Source organism: Maritimibacter sp. (assembly GCF_016774595.1).
Taxonomy (GTDB): Bacteria; Pseudomonadota; Alphaproteobacteria; order Rhodobacterales; family Rhodobacteraceae; genus Maritimibacter; species Maritimibacter alkaliphilus.
Genome location: NZ_JACBWT010000001.1, coordinates 1616789 through 1635207, shown reverse-complemented (window position 1 = coordinate 1635207; position 18419 = coordinate 1616789). Strand labels below are relative to the sequence as shown.

The window sequence follows — 18419 nt, the reverse complement described above, 5'->3', positions numbered from 1 at the left end:
GCGCGTGTGGGTTCCAAATCCGGCGAACTTGTAATGTTCGCGGGTGGAACTGACCCGGACCCCCGGATAGGGTGCCCGCAGAATCTCAAAATGGGAGCAGTCATGTCCTTCACACTTGCCACGTGGAATATCAACAGCGTGCGGCTTCGCGCCGACCTCGTGTCGCGCCTGCTGGCGGACGAAGCGCCGGATATTCTGTGCTTGCAGGAGTGCAAATCGCCGGTCGACAAGATCCCGCACGACATCTTCAAGGCGCGCGGATACACCCACATGGTCGCTCGGGGTCAGAAGGGGTACAACGGTGTCGCGATCCTGTCGAAGCTTCCGCTGGAGGACGCAGGCGATCAGGATTTCGCGCGTCTGGGCCATGCCCGACACATCGCCGCCAAGCTGGAAAACGGCGTGACGATCCACAATTTCTATGTCCCGGCAGGCGGCGACAAGCCGGACCGCGAGATCAACGAGAAGTTCGGGCAGAAGCTCGACTACCTCACCGAGATGCGCGACTGGTTTCATGCCGAGAAGCCCGAGAAGGCGATCCTCGTCGGCGATCTGAACATCGCGCCGCGCGAAGATGACGTGTGGAACCACAAGCAGCTTTTGAAGATCGTCAGCCACACGCCGGTCGAGGTCGAGCACCTTGGCGCGGCGCAGGATGCGGGCAAATGGGTCGACATCACGCGGCAGGACATCCCCGAGGGGTTGCTGTATTCGTGGTGGTCCTACCGCTCGCCCGACTGGGATACGGCGGACAAGGGGCGGCGGCTGGATCATATCTGGGCCACGCCCGACATATCGAACGCGGCGCATGGCAGCCGTATCCTGCGCGACGTGCGCGGATGGGAAAAGCCATCCGACCATGCGCCGGTGTTCGCGACCTTCGATCTTTAGCGTTAGGATGCCGCAGGACGGCGGGCTTGGACGCGACGGAATGCACGCCCATATTGGGGGCAACAGACAGACAAGGAGCCAGACATGCTGGAACTGGGTCAGACGAACGGCGCCGCACCCGCAGGCGGCAACGTAAAGGACATATCCGAAGCGGATTTCATGGCCGAAGTGGTCGACGCCTCGCAAGAGGTGCCGGTCATCGTGGATTTCTGGGCACCGTGGTGCGGGCCGTGCAAGACGCTGGGCCCGGCGCTGGAAGAAGCCGTCAACGCGATGGGCGGCAAGGTCAAGATGGTCAAGGTCAACGTGGACGAGAACCAGCAGATCGCCGGTCAGCTTCGCGTGCAGTCCATCCCGACGGTCTATGCGTTTTCCGGCGGTCAGCCGGTCGACGGGTTTCAGGGCGCGCTGTCACCGAGTCAGGTGAAGGAGTTCGTCCAGAAGGTCGCCGCGATGGGCGGTGACGGGGGCGATGGGTTGGCCGATGCCATTGCGGCCGCCGAAGAAATGCTGGACGCGGGTCAGGTGGACGACGCAGCGCAGACCTTCGCCGCCATTCTTGAAGAAGATCAGGCGCTTGCCGCAGCTTACGCAGGTCTGGCCAAGTGCCACATCACGAAAGGCGACGTGGAGGGGGCCGAGGCGGTGCTGAACGGCGCACCCGCCGAGATCAGCCACGCGGCCGAGATCGACGCGGTCCATGCCCAGATCGCGCTGGCCCGTCAGGCCGAAAGCGCGGGTCCGGTCGACGAGTTGCGCGCCAAGGTCGACGCGGCGCCCGACGATCATCAGGCCCGATTCGATCTGGCGCAGGCGCTCTATGCCTCGGGCCAGACGGAGGAGGCCGTCGCGGAACTGCTCGAGCTCTTCCGGCGGGATCGGGAGTGGAACGACGGGGCCGCCAAGCAGCAGCTTTTCACGATCTTCGAGGCACTGGCCCCGAACGACCCGATCGCCCTGACGGGTCGCCGCAAACTCAGCTCGATGATCCTCGCCTGAGATGAGCCCGCGCACGGATCTTCCGGACGTTCTGCCGATTTTTCCGCTGCCGGGTGCGGTGGTCCTGCCGCGCGGCAGGCTGCCACTCAACATCTTCGAGCCGCGCTACCTTGCGATGTTCGACGATGCGCTCAAGACGGATGGCCGGCTGATCGGCATGGTTCAGCCCGCGGTGGCCGATGGTTCGCGCCTGCACACCATCGGCTGCGCGGGGCGGATCACGCAGTTCACCGAGACCGAGGATCACCGCTACATGATCCAGCTCTCGGGAATCAGTCGCTTCCGCATTCTCGAAGAAATCGACGGGTTCACGCCTTATCGGCGCGTGAAGGCGGGTTGGGACAGTTTCGAGCGTGATTTGGGGCGGTCGGAAAAGGATCCGGGTCTCAACCGCGGGCCGTTCCTCGACCTGCTCGCACGTTACTTCGACGTGGCCGACCTTCGGACCGATTGGGGCAGCCTCAAGGAGGCCGAGGACGAATTGCTCATCAATTCGCTGTCGATGCTGTGCCCGTTCGACCCGGAGGACAAACAGGCGTTGCTCGAGGCGCCTTCGCTGACCACCCGGCGCGAAACCCTCGTCACCCTGATGGAGTTCGCGCTGGCCACCGGGTCGGGTGGAGAGGGCAGCCTGCAATGACCGAAGCGACGTTCGACCGCCATATGCTCGAAGCTCTGGTTTGTCCGATGACGCAACGCGCGCTCGACTACGATCCCGAGAAACAGGAACTCGTCTCCCGTGCCGCCGGACTGGCCTTTCCGATCCGCGACGGTATCCCGATCATGCTGATCGACGAAGCGCGCAAGCTGAAAGACTGACGCAATCAAGCGGTGCGGGCTGACGCCCGCGCAAGGTGTGCCGTGAATATCGGTTCCCGATCTTCACGGCGATAGGGGGGCCAGCCCCCCGGCCGCATTTGCGCGGCAAATGCGACCGCCCCTCGAGGTTTTCCGAAACGAAGAAGAGTCAGCGGTTGCGGCTTTCGGCCTCGGCCACGATCGAGAAGTTGCGGTCGGAGATAGTCCCGCCCTTGCGCAGTTCGCCCAGAACCACGGTGGTCTGCTGGCCCGCGTCGTCGGTGATGACCCACTGGCGCAGTTCGGTCGGATTGCCGGTGAAGGTGAGCTGGATGTTCCCATATTCGGGATGCTCCGGGTCCTGTGCCGTCACGGTCGTCGCGGTGCCGTCGTAGTTGTGGCCGACGACCATGCCGTTCCGTCCGAGGTCCACGTTCTGAGCCAGGATCAGGTTCAGGGGCGTGCGGGCGAGCGGGTATTGCTCGGGCCCGGTGTTCGACTTGGCGTCGAAGATCGCCAGTTGCCCGGCGGAGGCCAGCACGAGCGTCTGTTCCGGCGGATTGTATTCAAACCGCGCGCGCCCGGGGCGCTTGATGTAGATCGTCCCAGTCGAGATCGTGCCGTCGGCGTTGATCTGCGTGAACTCGGCCTGAGCGGTCTTGAGCCCGTTCAGGTAGGTCGAGAGCGCGCCCAGCGAAAGCTGTTGCGCGGCGGCGGGCAGGGCGGTGGCGGCCAGCACGACGGCCGCTGCGAATAGTCGAATCTGTTTCATGGCACTCATTTAGTCAGCTTGGTCGGGCGTTTCACCCTACAACGCTGTCATCTGAGCGGGAACCGGCCCGATAGGCGATATCAGGCCGGTGTTATCCTTAGACACCTGATGCGCGAGGTCACTGCTCGGGGATCAGGATCTCGCGCTTGCCGACGTGATTGGCGGGCGAGACGAGGCTTTCCTCTTCCATCTGCTCCACAAGGCGCGCGGCCTTGTTGTAGCCGATGCCAAGCTTGCGCTGGATGTAGGAGGTGGAGCACTTGCGATCCTTGATGACGATCGCGACCGCCTGATCGTAAAGCGCATCTTCGCCGTTGGTGTTGCCCCCGGTGTTGAGGCCGAGCACGGCGTCGATGTTGTCGGCCTTGTCGTCATCCGGCCCTTCGACCACGCCGCCCACATATTCGGGCGGGCCGTAGGATTTGAGGTAGGTGACGATCTCTTCGACCTCTTCGTCCGAGACGAAGGGGCCGTGAACGCGGGTGATGCGAGCACCGCCGGCCATATATAGCATGTCGCCCATACCCAGCAGTTGCTCGGCGCCCTGTTCGCCGAGGATGGTGCGGCTATCCACTTTCGACGTGACCTGGAACGAGATGCGCGTGGGGAAGTTCGCCTTGATCGTGCCGGTGATGACGTCGACCGAGGGGCGCTGCGTGGCCATGATGATATGGATGCCGGATGCGCGTGCCATCTGGGCGAGGCGCTGGATGCAGGCTTCGATTTCCTTGCCTGCGACCATCATCAGGTCGGCCATTTCATCGACGACCACCACGATGAAGGGCATCTTCTCGGGCGCGAATTCCTCGGTCTCGAAGATCGGTTCGCCCGTATCTTCGTCGAACCCCGTCTGCACGGTGCGCGAGAACATTTCGCCGCGGCCCTGCGCGTCCGCCACGCGGCTGTTGTAGCCGTCGATGTTGCGCACGCCCATCTTGGACATCTTGCGATAGCGTTCCTCCATCTCGCCCACGACCCATTTCAGCGCGACGACCGCCTTTTTCGGGTCGGTCACGACGGGGGACAGAAGGTGCGGGATGCCGTCATAGACGGAAAGTTCCAGCATCTTGGGGTCGATCATAATCATGCGGCACTCTTCCGGCGTCAGGCGGTAGAGGAGCGACAGGATCATCGTGTTGATGGCGACCGACTTACCGGAGCCGGTGGTGCCCGCGATCAAGAGGTGGGGCATCTTGGCGAGGTTGGCCACGACCGGGCCGCCGCCGATGTCTTTGCCCAGCGCAAGCGGCAGGCGCATGTTGGTGTCGCCGAAATCGCGGGCCGACAGAATCTCGCGCAGGACCACCTTTTCGCGGTTCGCATTGGGCAGTTCGATCCCGATCACGCTGCGGCCCGGCACGGTCGAGACGCGGGCGGACAGCGCCGACATCGAACGGGCGATGTCATCGGCCAGACCGATCACGCGGGAGGCCTTGAGGCCCGGTGCAGGCTCAAGCTCGTACATCGTGACGACGGGGCCGGGGCGGACCGAGACGATCTCGCCCTTCACGCCGTAGTCGTCAAGTACGGTTTCCAGCATCCGAGCGTTCTCTTCCAGCGCCTCGTCCGACAGGTGATGACGCTCGATGTTCGTCGGGTTCATCAGGAGGTTCAGCGGCGGAAGTTCGTACTCCACGTCGTTCTCGGTGAAGGCGAGCGACGGCTGCGCTTCGGCCATCGCCCGGCTGGAGGGCTTGGTCGCCTTGCGGGGCGGATGCTGAACGACCTTTTTCGGCTCCGGCATCGGCGGGGGCGAATAGGCGTCCGGCATGTCGGGCGCGGGTTCGTAGGGTGCGGCGTCGAAGTCGGTGTCATACCCCGGACCTATGTCGTCGTCGCGACCCGGCATCCAGTCGTCGAGGATGCGCGGCTCATGCGGGCGGTCGTAGGCCCGCATGTCGGGCTCGAGGGCGAGGGGTTCGCCCTCATCCTCGTAAGGATCGGCCAGATACTCCTCGGTCGCGTAGTTCTGGACCGGGTAGTCTTCGACCGCGTCGTCGGCCATGTCGGCGAAGATATTGCCCCGCTCGAGCTGGGGTTCGGCCACGGGCGCGGGTTGTGCGGCCTGCGCGGCGGTCACCGGCGGTTCCGGGCGCATCGACGGGTCGAGCCGGATCACATGCTTGGGGTGCTGCGCCTTGGCGCGGGCCGCGGCGCGGGCGATCATGGCCGAGGTGGTGTTGGCCGGTTCCTCTTCCTGCTCATAAATCAGCTGCCCGGTCAGTTGCGCGGTGCGATTGCGCAGGGCGTTCGCGATCTTGGCCGAGATACGGTCGGGGTTGTCGCCGCCTTCGGGATCGGCGCCGTGGAACGTGTTGTCGATCAGTTCCGGCTCGGGCTCGGGCGCACGTTTCATAACCCGCGACAGCAGACCGCCTTTTGGTTGAGGCTGTGGCTGCGGTGCGGGGGCCGCTTCCGGGTATGCCATCTGCGGCTGAGGCGCGGGTTGGGGCGCGGGCGCCCGGCGCATGGGCGGTTCGACCGGGGCTTCGGCCCGGATCACGCGGTTCGCGGCCATGGGGGGCGGGCTGTCGAACGCCTCGTCGGGTTCGTAGAGCGGTTCGTCCTCCGGCTGGGTCCAGCTTTCGCGGGTTTCACGGCGGCTCGCCTGATAATCCTGCACGCCACGCGCGGCGGCACCTGCTGCGGACGCCGCCGACGCGGCGCCCGCGCGGGCACCCATGGCGGCCCCGCGTGCGCCGAAGCGGGCGAGTTTGAGAAGTCCGGCATAGGTCATGACGACGCCCACGATCAGGAACCGCGCCATGCGGCCCAGTTCATAGCGCGTCACGCCCAGCGCGAAGGCGCCGACGATCAGGGCGGCGAAGGCAAAAAGGATGGCGAGCAGCTTGATCCCGAACGCGGCGGAGCCGGGCATGACCCCCAGCACGGCGCCCAGAACGGTGTCGCCGAAGAGCCCGCCCATGCCGAACGAATGCGTCCAGTCGACCGGCGGCACGAGGGTCGAGGCATAGACCGAGGCCAGCGCGACGGCGATGGGCGCGAAGATCGCCCGGGCCATGGCGCGTTCTTCACCCCGGTGCAGGATGTAGCGGGCACCCCAAGCGGCGAAGGCGGCGGCAAAGCCCCAGGCCCCGTAGCCAAGGATGATGGCGAGCGGCGAGGCGAGCGTTGCGCCGAACTGGCCGAGCGCGTTTTGCGCCGGACCTTCGGTCGCCGACATCCAGCCGGGGTCTTCGGCCGAGTAGGTGGCCATCATCAGGGCGATGGCCACACCCACGACGAACAGCGCGAGGCCGAGGAGTTCCTTGCCCCGTCGTTCGATCATCGCCTGCGTGGCTTCATCGAAAATCGGATCTCGTTCCCTGACGTGGTATGCCATGTTGTCCTCGTCCTCAGTTCAGGAGGCAGTCGCGCATCGTTTCCAATGTGCGCTGCGTCTCTTCTTTCGGGGCGACAAGCGCCACTCTTATGTATTCTTTTCCGGGGTTTACCCCGTTCACGTCCCGCGCGAGATAGGCGCCGGGCAGCACGCGAATGCCGGTTTCGGTCCAGAGTTTCATCGCCGCCGCCTCGCCGTCATCGACGGGCAGCCACAGGAAGAACCCGGCCTCGGGCTTGTGGTATCCGGGGTAGTCCGCAAAGACCGCGTCGGCGATCGCGTACTTCTCTTGATAGAGCTTGCGCGAAGCGGTGACGTGTTCTTCGTCGGCCCAGACCGCCGCCGCCGCGTGCTGCAACGGAAGCGGCAGGGGCGCGCCGGCATAGGCGCGAAGCTGGCGGATGCGGGCCATGTTTTCGGGGCCGGACGCCACGAAGCCAGACCGCAGTCCGGGCAGGTTCGAGCGTTTTGAGAGCGAATGGAAGATCACCACCCGCTCCGGGTCGGCGTCGCCGAACATCGCGACCTCCATCGCGCCGGGGGGCGGGGCGTCGCGGTAGATTTCGGAATAGCACTCGTCCGCGAAAATGCGGAAGTCGTGCTTTTCGGCCAGAGCGATCAGGTTGGCCCAGTAATCGCGGTCGGCCACGGCACCCTGCGGATTTCCGGGTGAACAGATATAGGCGATCGCGGTCCGGGTCAGGATCTCGGGCGGCAGGCTGGCATAGTCGGGCAGGAAGCCGTTTTCGGCGGTAGCCGAGACGAACACGGGTTCGGCACCCACGGCGGCGGCGGCCACGGCGTAGACCTGATAGAACGGGTTCGGGATGAGGATGACGGGCTTCGCCCCACGCACCTCTTCCGGGCACAGGGCGATGGCCGCGTTGAACAGCCCCTCGCGCGTGCCGTTCAGTGGCATGACCTGATTTTCGGGCGATATGTCAATACCATAGCGGCGTTTGAGCCAATCGGTGAAGGCGCCCCGCAGCTCCGGCGTGCCTTCGTTCGGCGGGTATTTCCCGAAGTCCTGCGCGGTTTCGGCAATGATGCGCGACACGAAATCCGGCATGGCATGCTTCGGCTCGCCGATGGTCATATGCACGACATCGCCGCCCGGCGCATGTGCGTCGAGCAGAGACCGCAAACGCGGAAACGCATATTCTGGCAGGCCCGCAAACCGCTCGGGGAACGCTGTCATCGTCTCAGTGCCTCAAGGTTCGGGATCGTTGTCGCCCCGATTTGGGACGAGGATAACGGGATTGTGTGGCCCGGTCCAGAAAAAGGCGGGAATCCACGGGGTTATGTGGCTTTTGGGTTCTGCGAGGTTTCGCTGCGGGCTTACGCCCACAGCGATCCGCTGGGAGGGCGCTGCCCTCCCAGACCCTCCCGAGGTATTTTCAGACCGAAGAAGGGATCAGGTCAGCGCGTGTTCGGCGGCGGCCCCGATACGAAGCAGCCGTTCCTCGCCCATCGGTTTACCGATGAACATGATCCCTGCGCTGGGCGTGCCGGTCGGCAGGGTCAGGGCGGCCCCGTCGAGGAGGTTGCCGTAGCGCGTGTTTCTGAGCGTCATCAGGTTTTCGGTGACGTAATAGTCGTCATCTTGGAGCAGGCGTTCGGCCTCCGGCGGCTTGTTGGGGGTCGTGGGCAGGACGAGCGCATCGTAACCGGCGATTTGCGCGCGAACGCTGGCGCGGATCGCGTCCAGTCGCTGCCATGCCGCGATGTAATCGGAGGCGGTGAAGGCTGCGCCGGATTGGAAGCGGTCGCGGATTCGGGCGAACATCGCGTCCGGGTCGGATTCGATCTGCTCGCGCCAGGTGCCCCATGCCTCTGCCGTGTAGAGCAGGGCCGACATCGACTGCGCCTCGTCCAGTTCGGGGATGGCGCGGCGGTCGATCCGGGCGCCCGCTGCCGCGAGTTTGTTCAAGGCCGTCTCGAACGCGGCGGCGGGCGTTTCGCGGGTGTCGGTGAGCGCGTTTTCCAGCACGAGGAACCGCGTGCCGGAAAGCGATGCGCCGCCGAGGTCGGCTGGCTTGCCGCCTTCGAGCGCGGCGAGGAGAAGGGCTGCGTCTTCGACCGTGCGACACAGGGGTCCGACCGTGTCGAAGCGGGCGGCAAGCGGCACGACGCCTTTCAGCGACAGCCGCCCATGCGTGGTTTTCAGACCCACGAGGTCGTTCCACGCCGAGGGGACGCGCACCGAACCGCCGGTATCCGACCCGATCCCGGCCGCGGCGAGGCCGTGGGCGACCGAGGCTGCCGCCCCGGAAGATGAGCCGCCGGGCACCGCATCGGGGCTGTTGACGTTCGGCGGCGTGGCGGTGATCGGGTTCAGACCGAGACCGGAGAAGGCGAGTTCGGACATATGCGTCTTGCCCAGACACACCAGCCCCTGGAACGTCGCTGAGACGAGAACTTCGGCGTCCGATTTGGGTCGGCGGTCCTTCAGAAGCGCCGATCCCGCCTCGGTCTCGATCCCCGCCGTATCGAACAGGTCCTTCCACGAGATCGGAACACCGTCGAGCGGCCCCACGCGAAGCCCCGCTTTCGCGCGGCCTGCGGCGGCCTTGGCTTCGGCGAGGGCGCGGGGCCGGGTGATGCGGGCGTAGATGCGCGCGCTTTCCGGGTGCGTCTCGGCGGCGTCGAGATAGGCTTCGGTCAGGTCCACCGGGTCGATTGTGCCCGCGCCGATGCCACGACCCAGATCGCCCGCACTCATCCAAAGCCAGTTGTCGGCCATTTGCCCCTCCGCTGTTTTCGGGCAGGCTAGCGACGGCAGGGCGCATGGACAATCCCGACGCAGGGGCGCAGAAACGGCGCATGACGACAGACACCGATATCGTGATCGTGGGCGGCGGGCTGAACGGGCCCGCTCTGGCCTTGGCTCTGGGTGACGCCGGTTTCGACGTGACCGTGATCGACGCGCTTCAGGCAGGGGCGCGCGGCGAAGACGCGTTCGATGGGCGCGGTTATGCGCTGGCGCTTGCCTCGCAACGGCTGTTGAAGGCCATCGGGGTCTGGGGCGCGGTCGCGGAGAATTCGACGCCACTACTGGAAATCCGCATTTCGGATGGCAAGCCCGGCACCGGGCCAGGGCCTTTCGTGCTGGAGTTCGACCATGCCGAGATCGACGAGGGCCCGATGGGCTACATGGTCGAAGATCGGTTTCTGTCGCGCGCGCTGGCGGGCGCGGTCGAAGCGCATCCTCGCGTGACCGTGCTGTCGGGGGAGACGGTGGTTGCGCAGGCGGTCGAAGGGTCGACCGCGACCGTGACGCTTGCCAGTGGACGCACCCTTTCCGCCCGGCTGATCGTCGGCTGCGACGGGCGTGCATCCGGCACGGCGCGGCGGGCCGGGATCGACCGTTGGGGTCATGACTACGGGCAGACCGCTCTTGTCTGCGCCATCGCGCATGAGCATCCGCATCATGGCGTCGCGCATCAGTTTTTCATGCCGCCCGGACCGCTCGCCATACTTCCCTTGCCCGGCAATCGCTCGTCCATCGTCTGGACCGAAACGACCGAGGATGCGGCGCGCGTGCATGCGCTGGATGAGGCCCTGTACCTCGACCATCTGCGCCCGCGGTTCGGCGATTTCCTTGGCGACATTTCGATCGCGGGGGAGCGGTTCACCTATCCCCTGAACCTGACCGTCGCCGAACGCTTCGTCGACGACCGTGTCGCGCTGGTCGGAGACGCGGCCCACGGCATGCACCCGATTGCGGGGCAGGGGCTGAACGCCGGGCTCAAGGACGTTGGAGCCCTTGCCGAAGTCCTGACGCTCGCCAAGCGGCGGGGCGAAGATTTCGGGCGGCGCGACGTGCTTGACCGATATCAGCAGTGGCGCAGATTCGACGTGATGCAGATGGTGCTTGCCACGGAAGGCGCCAACCGTCTGTTCTCGAACGACAATCCGATCTTGCGTGTCGCGCGGGACGTGGGTCTTGGCCTGATCAACGCCATGCCGGGGATGCGACGCGGCTTCATCCGGGAAGCCGCCGGACTGACCGGAGATTTGCCGAAGCTGCTGGAAGGGCGTCAGATCTAGCGTTTGCCGCAAGTCTTGAGTTGCAGGTCGTAGATGGCCGCGCGCGCGGCGACTTCGTCCGAGATCCTGAGAAGCCACGATTTGCGGTTGTGCGTGCCGCGCAGGTAGCCCGCACGACCTTCGTGATAGGCCAGGTACTGGTTCTTGGCGTCACCCAGTGCCACTCCGGTCTCGGCGACCGTCTGGGTCATATACCAGCCGATGAAATCGGTGGCGTCACGGATGTCGTGGCGCTTGGCCCCGCGCTTTCCCTGCTCGTCGCGGTAATCGTCCCACGTGCCGTCCAACGCCTGAGCATAGCCATAGGCCGAGCTTTGGCGGCCCATCGGAATGACGCCCAGCGTGTATTGCATCGGGGTCCGGTTGTTCCCGATGAACTTCGATTCCTGATAGATGAACGCCATCTGAACCGGCACCGGCACACCCCATTTGCGCTCCGTCGCCTTCATGGCGCGCAGGTATTTCGGGCGTTCTTTCACGATGGCACAGGCGTCATCCAGATTTTGCGGCGCAGAAAAGTTCTGTCCGCAGGACACGAGTGCCGCCGCAACGACGGTCATTATCAGGGCGCGGAGAAACCTGCTCATCTGCCTCTCGCTATGGTCTTTTGTTTTTTTTCGACCATAACGGATTCAAGGCGATTTGAAAATGGTACGGTTTTTCAGACGAAAAAGGCGAGGGTGAGCGGCAGGGTCACGACGGCGACGAGGGTGGATACGACGACAAGCCCGGCGACCTCGTTCGGGTCGGTATCGTACTTTTCGGCCAACAGGTAATTGGCCACCGCGACGGGCGTGGAGAGCTGAACCGTGAGCACCGCAAGAGCGGTCGGTTCGAGCCCGAACGCCTTACCGATCGACCATGCGATGACGGCCCCGAACCCGATCTTGAGAAGCGAATATCCGAAGGCCCGGATCAGGCCGGACGGGCGCAGCCGGGCGACCGCGACGCCCAGCGTGAGTAGCATCAGGGGGATGGCGAGCTGCGCGATCAGGTCGAGCGTGTTCGTGAGGAACGTCGGCGTCTGCCAGCCCATCACCAGAAACAGCGTGCCCGCGAGGGTGCCGATGAGGATCGGGTCCTTCAGCACACCGATCGGCGATCCGCCGCCGGAGACGAGCCAGAGACCGACCGTGAACGACAGAACCGCCATGACGGCGAAAACGACGACGGCATAGTCGAGCCCGACGTCGCCAAAAGCGAAAAGCGCGAGCGGCAGCCCGAGGTTTCCGGTGTTGCCGAACGTGAGCGGGGCAAGGAAGCTTCGCACGCTCGCGCCGCGAAGCTTCAGCAGGATGAAGAAAACCGCCGCGACCGCCACATATGCAGCGAGTGCCGCCACCGAAATCGCGGTCAGGGCCGAGGGCTCGATTTCGGTATCCATAAGCGCCGTGAAAATCAGCGCGGGTGTGCCCAGCGTCATGGCGAGTTTGGTCACGAAATTGATTCGGTACTCATGGCCGAGTTTGACCCACCCAAAGCCAATTGCCGCCAGCAAAAACACGGGCGCGACGATTTCCAGCACTGTCAGAACGAGGTTCACAATCTGTTTCCCCTGAATCACATGACCCCCGATGGACAGGGGCTACCCGAGTGACTAGTAGTGGTGTGGGGACTGTTGATCTATGTTGAAAACGCACGCGAAATATCATCTCGGGCAAATCGTGCGCCATCGCAAACATCCGTTTCGCGGTGTCATTTTCGATGTGGATGCGATGTTTTCCAACACGCAGGAATGGTACGACGCGATTCCCGAGGAAAGCCGCCCGCCCAAGGACCAGCCGTTTTATCACCTGCTGGCCGAAAACGATCAGACCTATTACGTGGCATATGTGTCCGAGCAGAACCTGGTCGAAGATTATTCGGGCGAGCCTGTGACGCATCCGGATGTCGAGGATCTGTTCGGCGATTTCGAAGACGGTCACTATCCGCTGCACTTTCAATTGAACTGAGCAGACAGGCAGACCTGAAACGAACCGGGCGCCGCAAGGGCGCCCGTCGTGTTTTCAGCCCTTGGGAAGAGAACCTCGGTGCCGCGCACTGGGTGGGGGCTGTTAAGCGCGGCACCGAGGGAAGCATTGCAGCTACAAACACCGTTTTGCCCCCGCAATCTGTCCGCGTTTGGGAACCAATCGGGCAATTTGGGGGCATTTCGTCTCGATATGGTTAATGGCGATGCGGCGCTAAGCGCTCGCGTCGAACTCGGTAAAGTCTATGGCGAAGGTCAGTTCATTACGCGCCCCGTCGCGCCGGTAGGTCAGGTCGCGCGTCAGGTCGTGGATGATGCCCCAACCGAATCCGCCCTCCGGCAATTCGTGGGTTTCGACCGTCAGATCGTGGCGCTGGGCGGCGGGGAGGCGTTCCCCGGGCATCGGCATGCCGTCGTCGCGTATCCGCAGCGACAGGGCGTTGCCCGCGCGCCACGCCTCCAATTCGATGATTCCGTGGCCCCGATCCGTGAACGCATGTTCGACGACGTTGTTCAGCACTTCGGCGAGAACCAGTTCGGCGAAATCGCAGCCGTCCCGATCCACGCCCATGTCGTGAAATGCGGCGACGGAGGCGGACAAGGCGCGCCGAACCGACCGCTCGCCTGCCGGAAACAGAAGATGCAGACCACCATTTCCGGCAATCGGTCCCGCCCTGTGCCTGTCGCGCGCATGTCCCATGAAGCTCAGAGGCTCACTCTGCATTCGCAGGCCCCGCCAGAACGGCATCCACGCTGTCGTGAATGGTAAAGACCCGGTCCATGCGCGTCAGGGCGAACACCTTGGCCACGCTCCGGGTCAGGCCGGCGAGTTCGAGTTGCTGTGGCCCGACCGCCTGTTTCATCGCGGCGACGATGGCCCCCAGCCCGGAACTGTCGACAAAGGTCACCGCCGAGAGGTCGAGGATCACACGGTTCGGTCCGCCCACGATCAGGTCGCGCATCTGGTCCTTGAACTGGATCGCCACGGCGGCGTCGATCCGTGCCTCGCCCACGTGGACGACGCGCGTGTCGCCGGTGTCCCGAATGCCGAGCTCCATTGCCAATCTCCTTCGCGGGCGTTTTGATGGCGCCAAACTAGGAAAGCTTCGTTACCAACCGGTAAGCGCGGCGCAGAAAAGCGACGGGAGACTAAGATGGAAAACGTGGTGATCGCGGGGGCGTCCCGTACGGCCATGGGCGGCTTTCAGGGCGTGTTCGACGGGGTTGCGGCTGCGGATCTGGGCGGCGCCGCCATCAAGGCCGCGATGGCCGATGCGGGGGCCGCCGCCGACCGAATCGAAGAGGTCCTGATGGGCTGCGTCCTGCCCGCAGGCCAGGGTCAGGCACCCGCGCGGCAGGCGGGGTTCGCGGCTGGCCTCGGCGAAGAGGTGCCGGCGACGACGATGAACAAGATGTGCGGGTCCGGAATGAAGACCGCCATGGTCGCCTTCGACCAGCTTGCGCTGGGCCAGACCGGTATCATGGTCGCTGGCGGGATGGAGAGCATGACGAATGCCCCCTACCTTCTGCCGAAGATGCGCGGCGGTGCGCGGATCGGGCACGGGCAGGTGATCGACCACATGTTCCTCGACGGTCTGGAAGACGCCTATGACAAGGGCCGCCTGATGGGCACCTTCGCCGAAGATTGCGCCGAGGCGTTCCAGTTCACGCGCGAGGCGCAGGACGAATACGCCATCGGGTCGCTGAACAAGGCGCTCGAAGCGCAGAAATCGGGGGCGTTCGACGGTGAGATCACGGCGATGACGCTCACCACCCGAAACGGCGACGTCGTGATTGGCGAGGACGAACAGCCGGCCAAGGCGCGTCCCGACAAGATCCCCACCTTGAAGCCTGCGTTCCGCAAAGACGGCACGGTGACCCCGGCCAACTCGTCCTCGATTTCCGATGGCGCGGCGGCGCTCGTCATGGCGGGCGAAAGGGCGGCCGAAGCGGCCAGTCTTAGGATTCGCGCGCGCGTCCTCGGCCATGCCTCACACGCGCAGGCCCCCGCGCTCTTCCCGACCGCCCCGGTTCCGGCAGCGAAAAAGCTGCTCGACCGGATCGGCTGGGCCAAGGAGGACGTGGACCTGTGGGAGGTGAACGAAGCCTTCGCGGTCGTCCCCATGGCCTTCATGCAGGAGATGGGCCTTGCCCGCGAGATCGTGAACGTGAACGGCGGCGCCTGTGCGCTGGGTCACCCGATCGGTGCCTCGGGCACCCGGATCATCGTGACGCTGTTGAACGCGCTCGAAAAGCGGGGCCTGAAACGTGGGGTAGCGGCCATCTGCATCGGCGGCGGCGAAGGCACGGCCATCGCGATCGAGCGGGTCTGACCTTCTCTGTTTCAAGAAACCTCACGGGGGTCCGGGGGTGTGAAACCCCCGGCCTCGCCATCTGGAGATCCGCATGGATTATGCCGAACTCGCCCAACGCATCCGCGCCCTGACCGAGGAGGAAACCGACGAGGTCGCCCTCATGGCGACCGTCGCCTGCGAGGTGCATCATTTCGACGACCGCTTCGACTGGACCGGGTTCTACCGCGTGACCGCGCCGAAACTGCTCAAGATCGGACCCTATCAGGGCGGCCACGGCTGCCTGACCATCCCGTTTTCGCGCGGCGTCTGCGGTGCGGCGGCGCGGACGGGTGAGGTGCAGCGGGTGGCGGATGTCGAGGCGTTTCCGGGGCATATCGCCTGTTCCTCTTCGACCCGTTCTGAACTGGTCATCCCGGTGCGTGACGGGTCGGGCAAGGTGATCGGCGTGTTCGATATCGACAGCGACCGGCCCGACGCCTTCACCGAATCGGACGCTTCGGCACTAACGGCCATTCTCGACGAGGTCTTTTCAAGATGCTGACCGGCTCCTGCCTCTGCGGCGCGATCCGCTTCACCGTTGCCGGGCCGCTCGCCGATCCGGGCGCTTGTCATTGCACCCAGTGCCGCAAGCAGTCCGGCCATGTCTGGGCCTCGGGCGAAGTGGACATGTCGGATGTCGACATCACCGGAGAGCCGCGCTGGTATGCCGCCAGCACCGAGGCGCGGCGGGGGTTCTGCCCCACTTGCGGATCGTTTCTTTTCTGGCAGTCGAACGGGTCCGACCAGATGGGCGTGGCCTTGGGGGCCATCGACGGGCCGACCGGCGTGACCGGGTTCCGGCACATCTTCACTGCCGACAAGGGCGATTACTACGCCATCCCCGAAAGCGAATTGGGATGATCCTCGGCCTCGATCCTGCGACAGTGCTGGCCTTTCTCGGGGCGGGGGTGGTTCTGAACCTCACCCCGGGTGCGGACGTGATGTTCGCGACCGCTTCGGGGGTCTCGGGCGGGCCGCGCGTGGGGGCCGCCGCCGCTTTCGGCGTCGCGCTGGGCGCGCTGTGGCACACGGTGCTGGCCGCTGCCGGGCTGTCGGCTCTGCTTGCGGCCTTTCCGCTGGCCTATGATGCGGTGCGATATGCGGGCGCGGCCTACCTTCTGTTCCTCGCGTGGAAAAGCTGGCGCGCAGGGGCGGTGGCGCAGGGCGACGGTGTGCAGAAGCTGGGCCGGGCCGTGTGGCGCGGGTTCCTGACCAATGCGCTCAACCCCAAGGTGGCGCTCTTCATCCTCGCGCTTCTGCCGCAGTTCACCACGCCCGAGGCCGCGCCGCTTTGGGTGCAGATCCTCGTCCTTGGGGCGATTTTCGCGGGAACGGGCTTTTTCATCACCGCGGGGTATGGCGTCACCGCCGGCCTGGTCGGGGCAAAGCTCGTCCGCCATGCCCGGCTCCTCAACCGTGTCGGCGCCGTCGTATACGCGGCGTTGGCGCTGCGTCTCGTACTGGCCGGCGGGCAACGCTAGGCTTGCGCGCGTCGCGCGGCTTTGCGAAAGGCCGGGGATGGATGACTTTTACGACCCGCCCGACGATCCGCTCGACATCATCCACATGGATCATGAGATTCTCGTGGTGAACAAGCCGTCGGGATTGTTGTCGGTGCCGGGCAAAGGCGAGCATCTGGCGGACTGCCTGATCGCACGGTTGCAAGCGGCGTTCCCCGAGGTGCTTCTGGTCCACCGACTCGACCGTGACACATCGGGCGTGATGGTGTTCGCCCTGACCCCGCACGCGCAGCGCCACCTTGGATTGCAGTTCGAAAAGCGGCAGGTGAAAAAGACATATGTCGCGCGTGTCTATGGCGATGTTCAGGAGGATACCGGGACGGTCGATCTTCCGCTGATCGTCGATTGGCCCAACCGGCCGCGCCAGCATGTCGATTTCGAAAAGGGCAAGCCCGCCGTCACCGACTGGAAGGTGCTGAAGCGGGAAGGTGCGACCACACGAATGCGGCTATTCCCCCAGACCGGGCGCAGCCACCAGTTGCGCGTTCACATGCTGGAGCTTGGCCACCCGATCTGCGGCGATCCGTTCTACGCAGAAGGTTCGGCGCGCGACTTTCCCCGCCTGATGCTTCATGCCGAAAGCCTGAGGTTTCGCCACCCGGACGGCGGCAAGGGCATGAACTTCCGCGCGAAGGTCCCGTTCTGAACGATCTTGCGCTCGGCTTTCAGGCGGCGCCGCGCCATGACTACCAGAATACTAGGATTCTAGTATCCTGAACTCCAAGCTAAACCACTGTGAAATAACGCTATTCCAGCGTCAAATTCGGGATTGGCTCCAGCGTGTTAACCAATTCGCCCCTGAGCAGCTCGTGCTGTGCGGGCAGTTTCAGAGCCTCCCCCAGCGTCTCCACCGGCTCGTCGGCATCGAAACCGATGTCGAGCGTTGCGACCTCGAACAAAACGCCGCCCGGCTCGCGGAAATAGATTGAGTGGAAGTAATTCCGGTCGCGCACTTCGGTCGGTTTGAGGCCTGCGTCGATCACCGCCTCACGCACGTCAAGCAGGGTCTCGTCGTTGGGGGTGGCGAATGCGATGTGGTGGACCGACCCGGCCCCTTCGACCGATTTCGCGACGTCCGGCGCCGCCATCACGTCGATGATGCCGACCGGGGCTTCCATCGTCAGGCGCGTGGTGGTGCCTTCGACCCCGGCTTCGGCGTAGCCCATCGCGGTCAGCACATCGAGCGTGGGCCGGGGGTCGGCGATCATGAGCGTGACGGAATGGAAGCCCCGGATGCCCATCGTCTTGGGCAGCGCGCGCCACGGCTCGCGATCATCGTCGCATTCGACCAGAGCGAGCGTTTCGCCGTCGGGGCCCGAAAACCTGAGTTGCGCCTGGCCGAAGACCTCGATCCGGGTCGCGCCCTTCAGCCGGGCTTCCCAGTCGTCCAGCGATCCGCGCGGCACGGAAAAGGCGGTCACGGCCACCTCGCCGGACCCGCGATGGCCCTGTTTCCATTTCCGGTCCGGGAAATGCGTCATGACCGTGCCGGGGGTGCCCACTTCGTCTCCAAAATACAGGTGGTAGACATAGGGATTGTCGAAATTCACCGTCGTCTTGACCCGGCGCAGGCCGAGCGTGCCGGTGAAGAAGGCGTCGTTCTCGGGCGCGGGGCCGGCGAATGCGGTCACGTGGTGCAGACCGTGGATATGCGGGATCATCTTTTCCTCCGTTTTGGCGATTACGGCGATGCGCTTTGGGTGGATGATAACAGGATTATCCC

General features: G+C 64.7%; 20 protein-coding genes. 11 read left to right on the top strand and 9 right to left on the bottom strand.

What is annotated here, in order from left to right:
- The first annotated feature begins 102 nt into the window (after window positions 1-102).
- From HOY44_RS08360 to HOY44_RS08345, 4 genes are all read left to right on the top strand, one after another.
- Window positions 103-891, top strand: a complete 789-nt coding sequence (locus tag HOY44_RS08360) for an exodeoxyribonuclease III (RefSeq protein WP_287434229.1) — start codon at window positions 103-105, stop codon at window positions 889-891.
- An 84-nt stretch (window positions 892-975) separates the two neighbouring features.
- Window positions 976-1890: a thioredoxin gene (trxA, locus tag HOY44_RS08355; protein WP_287434227.1), complete on the top strand. Its 915-nt coding sequence runs from the start codon at window positions 976-978 to the stop codon at window positions 1888-1890.
- Window position 1891: 1 nt separating this feature from the next.
- The gene (locus HOY44_RS08350) at window positions 1892-2530 is read left to right on the top strand and encodes an LON peptidase substrate-binding domain-containing protein (RefSeq protein WP_287434225.1); all 639 of its coding nucleotides are present in this window, start codon (window positions 1892-1894) and stop codon (window positions 2528-2530) included.
- Window positions 2527-2709 carry a Trm112 family protein gene (locus HOY44_RS08345; RefSeq protein ID WP_008333198.1) on the top strand — a complete coding sequence of 61 codons (183 nt, stop codon included), beginning with the start codon at window positions 2527-2529 and terminating at the stop codon, window positions 2707-2709. The genes HOY44_RS08350 and HOY44_RS08345 overlap by 4 nt, the downstream gene beginning before the upstream one ends.
- Before the next feature lie 148 nt (window positions 2710-2857).
- Here the strand turns inward: HOY44_RS08345 and HOY44_RS08340 are convergent, their stop codons facing one another.
- From HOY44_RS08340 to HOY44_RS08325, 4 genes are all read right to left on the bottom strand, one after another.
- On the bottom strand, window positions 2858-3460 hold the full coding sequence (locus HOY44_RS08340) for a LolA family protein (protein WP_287434223.1): 603 nt from the start codon (window positions 3458-3460) through the stop codon (window positions 2858-2860).
- A 118-nt stretch (window positions 3461-3578) separates the two neighbouring features.
- Window positions 3579-6803, bottom strand: a complete 3225-nt coding sequence (locus HOY44_RS08335) for a DNA translocase FtsK (protein WP_287434222.1) — start codon at window positions 6801-6803, stop codon at window positions 3579-3581.
- A gap of 13 nt (window positions 6804-6816) precedes the next feature.
- On the bottom strand, window positions 6817-8001 hold the full coding sequence (locus HOY44_RS08330; protein WP_287434220.1) for an aminotransferase class I/II-fold pyridoxal phosphate-dependent enzyme: 1185 nt from the start codon (window positions 7999-8001) through the stop codon (window positions 6817-6819).
- Window positions 8002-8217: 216 nt separating this feature from the next.
- Entirely contained in the window at window positions 8218-9546 is a 1329-nt protein-coding gene (locus HOY44_RS08325; RefSeq protein WP_287434218.1) for an amidase, read from the bottom strand.
- A gap of 44 nt (window positions 9547-9590) precedes the next feature.
- Here HOY44_RS08325 and HOY44_RS08320 point away from each other — a divergent pair, with 44 nt between their 5' ends.
- Window positions 9591-10853, top strand: a complete 1263-nt coding sequence (locus HOY44_RS08320; protein WP_287434204.1) for an FAD-dependent monooxygenase — start codon at window positions 9591-9593, stop codon at window positions 10851-10853.
- Here the strand turns inward: HOY44_RS08320 and HOY44_RS08315 are convergent.
- A complete protein-coding gene (locus tag HOY44_RS08315; RefSeq protein WP_040885038.1) occupies window positions 10850-11440 on the bottom strand; it encodes a transglycosylase SLT domain-containing protein in 591 nt (196 codons plus the stop codon). The genes HOY44_RS08320 and HOY44_RS08315 overlap by 4 nt on opposite strands.
- A 74-nt stretch (window positions 11441-11514) precedes the next feature.
- Window positions 11515-12396, bottom strand: a complete 882-nt coding sequence (locus HOY44_RS08310; RefSeq protein WP_287434202.1) for an AEC family transporter — start codon at window positions 12394-12396, stop codon at window positions 11515-11517.
- Between the two features lie 82 nt (window positions 12397-12478).
- On the opposite strand from HOY44_RS08310, the gene hspQ reads away from it, so the two are divergent.
- Complete coding sequence (gene hspQ, locus HOY44_RS08305; protein ID WP_008333273.1) at window positions 12479-12805, top strand: heat shock protein HspQ; 327 nt, start codon at window positions 12479-12481, stop codon at window positions 12803-12805.
- A 231-nt stretch (window positions 12806-13036) separates the two neighbouring features.
- Here the strand turns inward: hspQ and HOY44_RS08300 are convergent, their stop codons facing one another.
- The gene (locus HOY44_RS08300) at window positions 13037-13546 is read right to left on the bottom strand and encodes an ATP-binding protein (RefSeq protein WP_287434199.1); all 510 of its coding nucleotides are present in this window, start codon (window positions 13544-13546) and stop codon (window positions 13037-13039) included.
- Window positions 13536-13880, bottom strand: a complete 345-nt coding sequence (locus HOY44_RS08295) for an STAS domain-containing protein (protein WP_008333281.1) — start codon at window positions 13878-13880, stop codon at window positions 13536-13538. The genes HOY44_RS08300 and HOY44_RS08295 overlap by 11 nt, the downstream gene beginning before the upstream one ends.
- A 96-nt stretch (window positions 13881-13976) precedes the next feature.
- On the opposite strand from HOY44_RS08295, the gene HOY44_RS08290 reads away from it, so the two are divergent.
- From HOY44_RS08290 to HOY44_RS08270, 5 genes are all read left to right on the top strand, one after another.
- The gene (locus tag HOY44_RS08290; RefSeq protein ID WP_287434196.1) at window positions 13977-15155 is read left to right on the top strand and encodes an acetyl-CoA C-acyltransferase; all 1179 of its coding nucleotides are present in this window, start codon (window positions 13977-13979) and stop codon (window positions 15153-15155) included.
- 73 nt (window positions 15156-15228) lie between these two features.
- Window positions 15229-15678 carry a free L-methionine (R)-S-oxide reductase MsrC gene (gene msrC, locus HOY44_RS08285; protein ID WP_502710683.1) on the top strand — a complete coding sequence of 150 codons (450 nt, stop codon included), beginning with the start codon at window positions 15229-15231 and terminating at the stop codon, window positions 15676-15678.
- Entirely contained in the window at window positions 15672-16037 is a 366-nt protein-coding gene (locus HOY44_RS08280) for a GFA family protein (protein ID WP_287434194.1), read from the top strand. The genes msrC and HOY44_RS08280 overlap by 7 nt, the downstream gene beginning before the upstream one ends.
- Window positions 16034-16657, top strand: a complete 624-nt coding sequence (locus tag HOY44_RS08275; RefSeq protein ID WP_287434192.1) for a LysE family translocator — start codon at window positions 16034-16036, stop codon at window positions 16655-16657. Before HOY44_RS08280 ends, HOY44_RS08275 begins: the two co-directional genes overlap by 4 nt.
- A 37-nt stretch (window positions 16658-16694) precedes the next feature.
- A complete protein-coding gene (locus tag HOY44_RS08270) occupies window positions 16695-17342 on the top strand; it encodes an RluA family pseudouridine synthase (RefSeq protein WP_287434190.1) in 648 nt (215 codons plus the stop codon).
- 100 nt (window positions 17343-17442) lie between these two features.
- On the opposite strand, the gene HOY44_RS08265 is transcribed toward HOY44_RS08270, so the two are convergent.
- Window positions 17443-18357: a VOC family protein gene (locus HOY44_RS08265; protein ID WP_287434189.1), complete on the bottom strand. Its 915-nt coding sequence runs from the start codon at window positions 18355-18357 to the stop codon at window positions 17443-17445.
- Window positions 18358-18419 lie beyond the last annotated feature (62 nt).